The sequence below is a fragment of the Legionella moravica DSM 19234 genome, assembly GCF_000423305.1.
Lineage (GTDB): Bacteria > Pseudomonadota > Gammaproteobacteria > Legionellales > Legionellaceae > Legionella > Legionella moravica.
Genome location: NZ_AUHS01000033.1, coordinates 1 through 12,084 on the forward strand (window position 1 = coordinate 1; position 12,084 = coordinate 12,084).

Sequence of the window (12,084 nt, forward strand, 5' to 3'; positions counted from 1 at the left end):
GTTCGATAACCAGTCGTTTTTCAATGCAGACAAAGTCAACGATATATGAGCCTATTGGCACTTGTCTCTTGAATTTAAATCCAAGTCTACCCGCTCGAAGATGATACCAAAGATGTCTTTCAGCATCGGTGCTGTTTTTCCGTAAATTACGGACTCGTTGTCTTAGCGCAGATTTGTCCATCTCCCTCTCCCCAACCCTCTCCCGCGAAGGGCATCATCATACTATCAAAGTTATTATCGCGGGAGAGGGGGCAGTTCGAAGTGAAATTGAAAAATCTGTGCTCATTTCAAGATTAAATCTTGTCTAAACAAACTTCAGGGACGTTGCCTACTTTCCAGCCAAAGCAATATTGGCAGGAACATAATCAAATCCCAAATCCCTTGCCACAGCTTCATAAGTAATTTTACCTTGATGAACATTAAGACCATTCAACAGATGATGATCGCTTAATAATGCCAATTTGGTACCTTTAGTTACAATGCTTAAAACAAAGGGTAAAGTTGCATTGTTTAAGGCAAATGTTGATGTTCTGGGTACTGCACCTGGCATGTTTGCCACACAGTAATGCACAACATTATCAACTACGTAGGTAGGTTCCTGATGGGTAGTAGCACGACTGGTTTCAAAACATCCCCCTTGATCGATAGCCACATCAACAAGAACTGAACCTGGACGCATTGATTTCAACATCGCCCTGGTCACCAGCTTGGGCGCTGCCGCGCCAGGCACCAACACTGCCCCGATAACCAAATCAGCACTGGCCACGTATTTTTCTATGGCATCAGCTGTAGAGTAAACAGTATTCAGTTTAGAGCCAAATTGAAAATCCAAATCATTCAAGCGTTGTAAAGAACGATCAAGAACAATAACCCGTGCCTCCATACCCATAGCCATTCGAACCGCATTGGAACCGACTACACCGCCTCCAATCACAACGACATTAGCGGCTGCCACACCTGGAACGCCACCTAACAAAACCCCGCTGCCACCTTGTGCCATCTCGAGGCAATGGGCTCCAGCCTGAATGGACATACGGCCTGCGACCTGAGACATAGGAGTCAATAAAGGCAAGCCCCCATCATCCTGAGTTACCGTTTCGTAAGCGATTGCGGTAACACCAGATTCTTTTAGCAAACGAGTTTGCTGAGGGTCAGGAGCCAAGTGCAAATAAGTAAATAAGGTTTGACCTTCACGAAGTCTTTTACATTCAATGGGTTGAGGTTCTTTTACTTTAACAATTAGCTCGGCATTAGCAAAAACTTCATCAGCACTGTCAACGACTTCTGCGCCAGCATTTCGGTAGTCATCATCAGAAATACCAATACCAAGTCCTGCTCCGCGTTCCACTATAACAGAACTGCCTACACGAACAATTTCCCTCACGCTGGAGGGAACAAGACCTACGCGATTTTCTTGTGGTTTAATTTCTTTTGGAACACCTACTAACATAACAACTCTCCCTAACGGTTCTTTAATTGTTCAATTAATTGAGGAACCAGTTCAAACAAATCACCCACCAAGCCGTAATTAGCAATTTGGAAAATGGGGGCATCTTCATCCTTATTGATTGCAACAATTACTTTAGAGTCTTTCATACCAGCCAAATGCTGCACTGCTCCAGAAATACCCACTGCGATATAGAGCGAAGGAGCAACTACCTTGCCGGTTTGTCCTACTTGATAATCATTCGGTACAAAACCTGCGTCAACAGCTGCGCGCGAAGCACCTACTGCAGCTCCCAGGCAATCAGCCAAATCTTCAATTAATTTGAATTTTTCAGCACTTTGCAATCCTCTTCCACCAGAAACAACAATTTTAGCACTACCCAGCTCAGGTCGTTCTGACTTACTGAGTTCATGCTTGATAAATTGACTGTTTTGGGGCAAAAATTCCTGACTCATCGTTTCAATGCAACAAGCAGCCTGATTGCCGGTTACTGGATTAAAGGCTGTTGGCCTGATGGTCATCACTTTTTGAGTATCCAACACTCGAACCGTTTCAATCGCATTCCCTGCGTAGATCGGATGTTCAAAGGTATTTGCGTCAATGATTCGGGTTACATCAGAAACCTGAGCTACATCCAAAAGAGCGGCAATCCGAGGGCTTATGTTTTTACCGTATGTGCTGGCAGGAGCCATGATTACATCAAAAGATCCTGCAAAGGATACAACCAGTTCACTGATTTGTTCTGCCAGTTGATGTTCATAACAAGAATTATCAACATACCAGACAGCATGAACTCCTTCTAATTGAGCGGCTTGTTCTGCGATGGTTTTACATTGATGTCCAACAACAAGAAGTGTCGGTTTATTATCCATCTCCAATGCAGCAGCCAATACATTTCGAATTGATGGATGCAAAGTCTGATTGTTGTGTTCTACAAGTACTAAAGTGCTCATCTCATCTCCTTATCAAAGCACTTTGGCTTCATGTTGTAATTTATCCAACAATGCGGCTACAGACTCAACCTTGACTCCGCCACTGCGAACAGCAGGCGCATTGACTTTTAAGATTTCAATATGTTGCTTCAAGGAAAGCCCTAATGCATCGAGCTCACGCACGTCCAGGGGTTTGCGCTTTGCTTTCATGATGTTGGGAAGGCTTGCATATCTGGGCTCGTTAAGACGCAGATCAGTACTTACGACTGCTGGTAATTGCACTTTTATCGTTTCCAATCCACCATCAATTTCGCGAGTTACTTCAAGACTGTCGCTATTGGCATTCAAGTGGGAAGCATAGGTCGCTTGAGGCCAACCCAGCAATGCAGCCAACATTTGCGGTGTTTGATTATTATCACCATCTATGGCTTGTTTACCCATCAAGATTAAATCGGGCTGTTCTTCGTCGACAATTTTTTTCAGAATTTTTGCTACATTCAGGCTTTCCAATGCCTGTTCGCTTCGCACCAGAATGGCTCTGTCTGCGCCTAAAGCAAGAGCATGGCGCAAGGTTTCCTGAGAACTGTCGTCGCCTATACTGACCGCAACCACTTCAGTCGCCCAATTGTGCTCACGCAAGCGTAAGGCTTCTTCAACAGCGATTTCATCAAAGGGATTCATCGCCATTTTTATGTTTTGCGTTTCGACTCCTGAATTATCCGATTTGACACGAATTTTTACATAAGGGTCTATCACACGCTTCACTGCCACGAGTATTTTCATGGTTCCTCACTGGAAAAATCAAAACAATCCGCATCTTGCCAGAGATACGGGTGTAAATTCAAGAGGTTAATTTCATTTTCAATTTCGTAAAAAAAACCTCTATGTATCATATGCTATCTTGGTGTATATAAAACCAACTGCCGGTCTGAAACATCGGAATCCTTTAACAAATCAATTATTCGACTTGCACGATCTACAGCAGTGGCGGTTTTGCTGTTATAAACCTCTGGGTTATCTTTAATTTTACGTAGCTCTTCTTCTGCCTGGGTTAGTTTTGCCTCAATAGGATCTGAGCACTCATCCAATATTCTCATCCGAAATAAAAAGGCCTCTAATGCTCGAAATTTCGCTTGGCCTGACCGTAGGCCACGGAAAAATTGCTGTTCATTTAATCCTATATAAGACTCAAGGGGGGCTGAAATAACCTTTAACTCAGGCGTCTTGAGTTGCATGCCTTCTTGCATGTTCTGACTTGCGATAATCATCTCCCTGCACATCTCGGCATCAACATCTTCTGGACTATCCTGTCTTGATGAAGAAACAAGTATGGGTGTGAAAAGAGAAGAACCTATTTGTAAACTCATATCCAGGCATTGGTGGGAAGCCCAAAATATCATCTCAAGCAAACGGACCATAAACGTTGTAGTCGCTGTCGCGGTAATAGTACTCAACTCCTGCAGCGTTTTACCTATACTTTTTAATTCTGATGAATGACAGCTCTCCAAGTATTGGCCACTCTTTAACACAATCAAATAAAGCGCGTAAACGGCAAATAATTCTTCAGCAAATATAAAGGTTCCATAGGTAGCAAAAATAACCGGAATGGATTTGATTAACACTCTTAAACCAGTTGGTTTAATCTTTCCGGCATGATCAAAAAAATCACCGGATTGATCAAGCAAGTCCTGTAAACTTTCATACAAGCTGCGCCCAGAATAAGTGGTCGATTGATTTTTTAAACCATCCAGCCATACCTTACAGTCTTCTTTGGTTTTAATATCAGCAAATTTTGGTTCTTTAAATTTCTCCGGATTAATGAATTTATCATGGCAAAAGTTCAAAACCTTGAAGCAGGCACCATCATTTTTTCCTTCAGATAGAATCTGTTCAAGCCAACTGATTTCAGGGGAGTAATTCAAATGTCGGTCAGGATGAAATTTTACACTGATTTTTCTGTACTGACTGGTTATGCTCTCTTTAGATGGTCCATTTTCCAGGAGCTGTTGATTCACCACTTTAACAAAATCACGCTCTAAACTTAATACAATTTGTTTATCCAGTTGCGGTACATAGCAATTGTGCTCTGAATCAAATATCGCGTAGAACTTTACCAGTCGTTTCAATTCCGCTTCTATTGTCATAATTACTCCTTTAATCAGACTGACTCATCAGACTCATCTCATTTTACTAAGATAATGCTTCCCTTTAAGAAATTCAGTAAAATAGCCAACTATTAAAATACTCAAATAACATCCGGTCATGACATCACTTAAGTAGTGATGGTATAGAAATACACGGGAAAGCACCACAAGCACAGCAAAACCCAGGAATGAAAAGAAATACTTTGGAAACAGGACCCCTAAGCCGGAAGCCAGGCCAATTACAGTAAGTGAATGGCCAGAAGGAAACGACCAGTACAAATCTTTAGTCTGAAACCAGTAGAAACCGAACAGATTGTCAGAAAAGAATAAATCGGGGCGAGCTCGACTCACACAGACTTTCACTATAAAACCAATGAGATTAGGGATAAAAACACAACCTAAAAGATACCAGACGCGGGCCTCAAAACGATCATTTTTATGAATGTATCGGGAATAAAAGCCCAGAAACACAAACAGAATGATATAGGCTTTCCATTGCCCGAAAGCAGTCAACACATTCAGGGCAGGAAACGTATTTCGGAGGTCTAGTTGATGAAAATAAATAGCAACAGGAATATCTACATAGAAGTAACTTAACACCACTAGAACAACGTAAAGCACTATTACCCAAGGTTTTTTCATTAAATTAAAAGTTCGTTCAAATTGAGTCATTCACAAAATCCATTAAAAATAATACGTGATAAAGCATCATATAAGATGGAACTGCTTTAGCCAAGACCAATGCATAAAATCAACAGTGAAGTTTAACTCATGCATATTATCAAGGGGAATTTATCCAATACTATTTATCGCACGGCTGTCCCATTAAAAATATGACGTCTTTCCGAGCGTAGCGAGGAATCTCCTGCAAGGTTGCACGATCCCATTACAATGCGGCCATTAAAATCATATCAAGAGTTGAGTCTCCCCAGCCAGCCTTTTTCTGCAGGCGCCTAATGCTCATATCCTTAAATTTCTTTTTGGTATTTTGTAACCTGTTCAAAATAATAGTTCCGTTAAAGGATACAATTTCTTTCTATCAATTCTTGAATCTTCGAGCCTGTCGAAATGATATAAAAATCCAGGTACATCTTCTGATGACATCATTAAATTCCTTATAAAAAAAAGAGTTTAAAAGGTAATGATAATTAATGTATTAATTCAGATTGTGCCAATTTGCAGGAGATTCCTCGCTACGCTCGGAAAGACGTCATATTTTTAATGGGACAGCCGTGCTATTTATCGGCTTATGCCTTGTTAATCACATGAAGAATTGGATAGAATCAAATCCTGAATTTTATATATAGAACGATTAATGCACCAATTTACCCTAATCCAACAAATCTGTATTTGGGCTCTCCCTGTTTTATTGGCAATTACCTTGCATGAAGCGGCTCATGCCTATGTAGCGTTCAAATGTGGTGATAATACAGCAAAAATGTTCGGTCGATTAAGTTTAAATCCCGTCAGACACATTGACCCCGTAGGCACAATTCTGTTACCCATACTGGCAGGAGTGCTCACTCATTTTAATTTTGTCATTGGTTATGCAAAACCTGTACCGATAAACTGGAATCAATTACGCAACCCCAGAAGAGATATGATTCTGGTTACTTTGGCAGGTCCGTTTTCTAATTTTCTTATGGCTTTTTTATGGGCTGGGTGCTTTAAAATCGCCACATTTTTGCATCCTGAATCCTCCATGCCAGGGCTCTTCTTGTTAGTTACTGCCCGAGCCGGTATGATGATCAATCTGGTGTTGGCATTTTTAAATCTCATACCCATCCCCCCTCTTGATGGCAGCAGGGTAGTCAGCAGTTTATTGCCTCCCAGACAAGCCATGGTCTATGAAAAAATTGAACCTTATGGATTCTTGATTCTTGTCATTTTGATATTCACTAATATCCTTGGCTATGTCTTGCTTCCCTTGATAAACGGTGGATTATATTTACTCAGTCTCATATTTAATTTATGAATATTCTTGCCGATGCCTCTCTCCCTGGTTTGGAAGCAGCCTTTCCTTCACCGTTTATTCTGACTCTTTATGAAAAGCAAGAAGACATTCCTTTATTGCTGATTCAACAAGACATTCTGCTTTGCCGAGCTACACTGAAAGTGAATCATCATTTGCTCAAAGACCATCAATTAAAATATGTTGCTACGGCCAGCAGTGGCACGGATCACATCGATCACGCCTATTTAAAAAGCAACAACATTATACTCATTGACGCCAAAGGATGTAATGCAACCGCAGTAGCTGATTATGTCGTCTCTTCCCTGGCCTATCTTGAGCAAAACAAAATGTTGAAAGGCAGGAACGCTGGAATTATTGGAATGGGCGCTGTGGGCAGCAAAGTTTACCGTCGTCTGAACGCATTAAATTATCAGATTCATACGTACGATCCACTGAAAACAGATGCGAGTAATTCATTTAAAAGTTGCGCTTTAGAAGATTTGTATGAATGCGATCTCCTGTGCATTCATGCCGAACTACACAATACCAACCCTCACCCCAGCAAAAATTTAATTGATCAGAATTTTTTGAGTCAATTAAGAGCAGGTTGCACGATTATCAATGCCTCACGAGGTGGAATTGTCAACGAGGAAGCATTGTTAAACAACCAAAAGGCACTGATCTATTGTACCGATGTCTATCTGAATGAGCCAGCACTGGATCAGAGGATCGTTGATCGAGCTACTTTATGCACCCCACACATCGCAGGTCATAGTATGGAAGCTAAATATGGGGCAGTCGCAATGATTAGTCAGCAATTACACAAAATGATGAACTTGCCTGAACCAATTTTTGCTCAACCGGACTTATCTACTAAACCTTCATTGGGTACACATCAATCATGGCAGGAACTGATACTTTCCCTATACAATCCATCAATAGAAACCAAAATCCTCAAAGAAGCTCAAAATAAAGAACAAACATTTCAGATACTGCGCAAACAACACCAGAATCGCCATAATTTTTCACTCTATAGCACTTTCGTACCTGAAGAAGTCTCTTCGTTTTTTAATGCAATTGCAGACTCCTGAGTACCATCAGTGACAGACACTCCATCGTGCTGTTTGTTTTATCAACCACCCATCCATCCCACTGTACATGATAAAAAAAAACTGTCTTCCCTCACAGGCGCACTTATATCAAGGGAAGTGATCTTCTTTCGATCAAATTTAACATCTGTACCTGGAAAGACTAATTTTCTATGAAGCCTGTCGAAGTGACGTTGGCAGTTACATCAATTAATATTTGCTTAATATTAATGCTTTATCATAGAGCCTTTATCTATTATCTAGAGAATCGAATAAATGCCAGGTGAAATTTACTATTGGGATGGTCTAATCATTGATGAATCAGTAGCCAAGAAGTACATGGAAGTCATCATGCAATTAAAAAACCGAGAGTTGCAAGAAGCTGGTTTAGATTTAAAACAAATGCGCTCTCATCAAGTATTCAGTGTCCGAACCAGTCGTAAAGGCAGGATTTTATTTACCATAAGTGAAATTGATAAAAAAAGATGCCTGATTTTTCTGGAAGATCTGTCTAATCACGAGTATAAAAAATCCCGATTTTTGAATCACCCCAAGACGTTGAGTAATTTTCTTGATAAAAATCAGGGTGAATTCAGGAAGATAGTTAACCTTGAAGATGAATTCATTGATGTGGATGCATCGGTTCTGCCTTTGGATGACATAGGGGATGAACAGCTCGTTTACACTCCAGTGGAGTATTATAATCAGGAATTCATCAAATTAAACGATTCGCAAAAAGAAGCGAAATACGCTAAAGGACCGGCTATTATTGAAGGCCCTCCTGGCTCTGGAAAGTCCTGCGCTGCGCTGTCATTAGTTGCTAATGCACCTACTGACCTCAACAAAGTGCTGTACGTGACTTCTTCTGCTGCCTTAGTGAGCCACATGGAAGGATTGTATCAGAGTTTGCCTGCTGAGCTGGAAGGCCCTCCTGGCCGGGTCGTGTTTAAGTCTTATGCGCAATTGGTTCATGAATCAGATCCGGCGACTGTATCTAAAAGAAGTGTAGGCCTGGAACATTTTAGCGAATGGTTTGGTTCTTATTGCACCAGAAAACAACAGCAGCTAAAAACTGCAAAAACCGATCAAGTCAGAGGAAAAGGAAAAGGAAAGAGGGTGTTCAGTAAAGTACCTCTTTTGCCAAAAGAATTATTAGATGCCGCAACGGTATACCAGGAGTTCAGAACAGTTGCGGCCTATGTGGATTATGTTGATACTCGCTACGGCACCAGTAAAGCATATACCCAATCGAGTTATGACGGTTTGGGTGAAAAACACCAGTCTTTATTTAAAAAAGAACACCGTTCCTGGCTCTATCAAGCCTATCAGGATTATGCGGCCTATTTGAGGCATCATGAATGCATTGATTTGTCTTTTTATCGCCTGCAATCCACTGAAGTATACGATATGGTGGTAGCTGATGAGGCTCAGGATTTTTCTAAAGCCCAGATTCAGCAACTCATCGCTCTAACCCCCTCTTTGCAAATTTATTTTTGTCGAGATTCTCATCAAAGTTTGACAGACAGCCAATCCTCAGGCCCTTTCATCAAAGAGCATTTGTATCAACTGGGTCATAAAGCAGGCATTGAAGTGCAACACATTCAACTTCCGAGTTCGTACCGAGTGTTTCCTAATGCCCAACCTTTAGTCGACAAGTTATTGGATTTGCGTCTGAAACTCATTGGCGGTCGTGCCGATAATCTTGAATACGTGCAACTGCCTTTGACGGTAGAAGAAAACAGCACATTAGGCTCTGTTCATTGGTTTGAACAAGTACCCGAAGATGCACACAGGGCGTTGCAAGATGCGACACAAAGCAGTGACTTGGTCATCATCACGTTACCTGAATGGATAGAAGAAGCCAAGGCATTTTTCAATACGGATGTTGTGTATACGGTCGATCAAGTCAAAGGCCTGCAGTTTCCAGTAGTGGTTCTGTATCGCATGGCCGAGGATGAGGCGTTGATAGAAGCCAATAAACTACTGGCTCATCCTGAGCGCTCTTATGTAGCCAGCAGTTCTACCGCACATCGTCCTGCGGCAGGAGTGGGTAATCCCAAATTTGGACCTCCGTTAAATCGCTTTTTTACTGCTGTAACTCGAGCTCAGCAGCAAATCATCGTGATTCAGCCTTCCCAGCATCAGTACAGTTATATCATTGATGCGATTAGATCAACCGAACGATTCGGTGATGATTTTAAAATTGAATTAACCAAACAAAGTTACTCGGAAGACAATTGGTTGCAGCTGGTGCAAAAACTGATTCACAAAAAGGAACTGTCACTGGCTCAAACCATTTACGTGAAACATTTAAAAAAAACAACGGCTGAGTTTAAGGAGTTTCTCCAGATAACAACAGCTCCGCCAAGTGTTGTGGCCACTTCATCTGTGACCATTTCTCCTGTGAGCACTGTTATTGCTCCCCAACAAGCTACTTACAGCTCATCCAGTTCTACGGATGCTGCCTCTGTCAGTGCGGCGGGTATTTTTTCCGCTAAAACATCCTCAGAAAATGCTTCTCGATATCATAAAAGAAGAGGTGGACGTCGTGCGCAACAAGCCAGTAGCTCCACTGCGTCATCGACTATGTTAAGTACAAAATCTGCTTTGGCTACAGCCAAGACTGCTGCGCCCAAAAGCAGAACTTCGGGAGTGGCTGATACTTCAAAGACAAGGCTATCTGCCTCAGGAGATGATTCTTTGGTTGGTATGCAGTTTCTTGCAAAGCCACCTATGGAAGAACTGTTGAGCAACGTATTAGCTAATCCTAATCCAGGATTGTATTTATCCACGCTTTTATCCTGTGGCGCTATAGATTCACATAAATTGCGAGAACTATTTTTCTATTATCCGCAGTCAAAAGAAGTGATTGACGTGGGTCAACTGTGTCTTACAGTATCAGAAAAAGAACCTCATACATCACTGCTCAGTCAACTATGCTCACCTTATAATGAGTCGCGACATGTTGCGTTGTTCTTTCTGTTTGAAAAGGAACATGAGTTGTTTAATACCTTTGCTACGGGATATAAGTGTTTTCTTCTTTCATACCAGGAGTCTCATATAGGAGAATCTCCCGAGGCAACCAATAAGTATTTAGCCTTTTTTCAAAAAAAATCCCAGGAGCTGCGAGAGTTGCAGTTTTTGCAAACAACAGAAACCGGTAAACAAATTTTGTTAAAGCTGGCTAAAAAAATGGAATGGACTGCGGAGACTCTGGCTACAAAAATGCATCACGCATTCAGGATGAATCTGGAGGCGAATTTTCCAGTTCCACTACAAAATCAACAGAAACTATTAAAAATCCTTGATCATGATGTGTTGGCATTTGATCTGAATAGAGAGAATGAAGAATCATGGGGAACAATAGTAACGCGCTATCCTACAGATGACATTTCCAGAGCTGTAGTGCGTTTGATGGTGCAAGCCAATATTGTTGGGGAAGATTTATGGTGCAATATGAATTGTGTATCGCTATCTACATTTTTTCAGAACCTCTTCTACGTACCAGCTTTACAAAAAATACTGAGCGACAAAGACAAAGAAATAGCAAAGCGAGTCATAATGGTTATGAATGCCGCTCCACAGTGGACTGCTATAGAACAGAAAACTTATATATGTGGTGAGTTGAATGGGTCAGACCTAGATCGTACCAGTACTTTTTCAGGAATTCTGCGCACAGTTCGTAAGCATTTAGCACGAGAACACTCCTTAATCAACCAACTATACAAGTCAAATAATATATTTTGGGGGAATACAGTTAAAAAACTGAGTAATTTATTTACTAATCAACAGCGAGTTGACGCAATTTTGAATAGGCTCTCCGCTAATGATTCGGTCGCAGAAGAAGCATTCAAATCCGTTAAAATTCTGGACTTCTCAAGCATTGAACATCGTGCGTTTATCTTATGGAACTTTTTCGTAACGTGCAAAAATCTGCAAGATAAAGAGGAGTTAGGACGCAGTTCTCTGCTTGAGAATATTATTAGTTGGCTTAGGGAAAATCAATGTAAATCATTAAAAGAGTATTTTGCTTACATCACTACATGTTTGAACTCGGATAATTTGAAACCCTTAAGTCTGTTGGCTGCTTATTTGCGATTAGCTCAAGATATTTTGGCGAAAGAATCGCTCAGGGAACTCGAGATGCAGCGCAAAGCGCAAGTTCCTCCGGCTCTGATTGCACCTCAGATTCCTGGAAGTGAGTATTCTTTTTTCAGTGCGCAGGAAGTTAGTGAAAAATCAGTTGCAGAAGAACAATCAGCTTCTTGTAGCATGAGTTCCTAATTCAGTAAAGTATCACATTTGTTCAGCGGGATGTTTATTAATTGGTGTTTTGGTTTATAAGCATCCTTGCTAAATGGGATGGCTCAACCGCAAGTACAAAGAATTGATAGTAATGTCTGCGTGGGCATGACAGTTTTTTTATTATGTACAGAGCATCTATCTCTGGCATAAAATCAAATATAAACCCATATTGTAAGAATTTTGACACGCAGGGATCCAATTAGTTACAATAAGC

The 12,084-nt window shown here is 41.1% G+C and carries 9 protein-coding genes; 3 read left to right on the forward strand and 6 right to left on the reverse strand.

Going from position 1 to position 12,084, the window contains the following annotated elements:
- The 6 genes from G543_RS0108855 to G543_RS0108885 all read right to left on the reverse strand — a co-directional run.
- Positions 1 to 181 (reverse strand): endonuclease domain-containing protein (locus G543_RS0108855; protein WP_028384206.1); only part of this gene is annotated, 181 nt, incomplete at its 3' end.
- 147 nt (positions 182 to 328) lie between these two features.
- Positions 329 to 1,450, reverse strand: coding sequence for an alanine dehydrogenase (gene ald / locus G543_RS0108860; protein ID WP_028384207.1), 1,122 nt, complete (start codon positions 1,448 to 1,450; stop codon positions 329 to 331).
- Between the two features lie 11 nt (positions 1,451 to 1,461).
- Positions 1,462 to 2,400 (reverse strand): electron transfer flavoprotein subunit alpha/FixB family protein, encoded by a 939-nt coding sequence (locus G543_RS0108865; RefSeq protein WP_028384208.1) that lies wholly within the window; start codon positions 2,398 to 2,400, stop codon positions 1,462 to 1,464.
- A 12-nt stretch (positions 2,401 to 2,412) separates the two neighbouring features.
- On the reverse strand, positions 2,413 to 3,162 hold the full coding sequence (locus tag G543_RS0108870; protein ID WP_028384209.1) for an electron transfer flavoprotein subunit beta/FixA family protein: 750 nt from the start codon (positions 3,160 to 3,162) through the stop codon (positions 2,413 to 2,415).
- A 113-nt stretch (positions 3,163 to 3,275) separates the two neighbouring features.
- Positions 3,276 to 4,523: a hypothetical protein gene (locus tag G543_RS0108880; protein ID WP_028384210.1), complete on the reverse strand. Its 1,248-nt coding sequence runs from the start codon at positions 4,521 to 4,523 to the stop codon at positions 3,276 to 3,278.
- 33 nt (positions 4,524 to 4,556) lie between these two features.
- Entirely contained in the window at positions 4,557 to 5,195 is a 639-nt protein-coding gene (locus G543_RS0108885) for a phosphatase PAP2 family protein (RefSeq protein WP_028384211.1), read from the reverse strand.
- A gap of 643 nt (positions 5,196 to 5,838) precedes the next feature.
- On the opposite strand from G543_RS0108885, the gene G543_RS0108890 reads away from it, so the two are divergent.
- The 3 genes from G543_RS0108890 (at position 5,839) to G543_RS0108900 (ending at position 11,849) form a co-directional block, all read left to right on the forward strand.
- Positions 5,839 to 6,498 (forward strand): site-2 protease family protein, encoded by a 660-nt coding sequence (locus G543_RS0108890; RefSeq protein ID WP_028384212.1) that lies wholly within the window; start codon positions 5,839 to 5,841, stop codon positions 6,496 to 6,498.
- A complete protein-coding gene (locus tag G543_RS0108895) occupies positions 6,495 to 7,568 on the forward strand; it encodes a 4-phosphoerythronate dehydrogenase (protein ID WP_028384213.1) in 1,074 nt (357 codons plus the stop codon). Before G543_RS0108890 ends, G543_RS0108895 begins: the two co-directional genes overlap by 4 nt.
- Positions 7,569 to 7,841: 273 nt before the next feature.
- Complete coding sequence (locus G543_RS0108900; RefSeq protein ID WP_028384214.1) at positions 7,842 to 11,849, forward strand: DEAD/DEAH box helicase family protein; 4,008 nt, start codon at positions 7,842 to 7,844, stop codon at positions 11,847 to 11,849.
- Positions 11,850 to 12,084 lie beyond the last annotated feature (235 nt).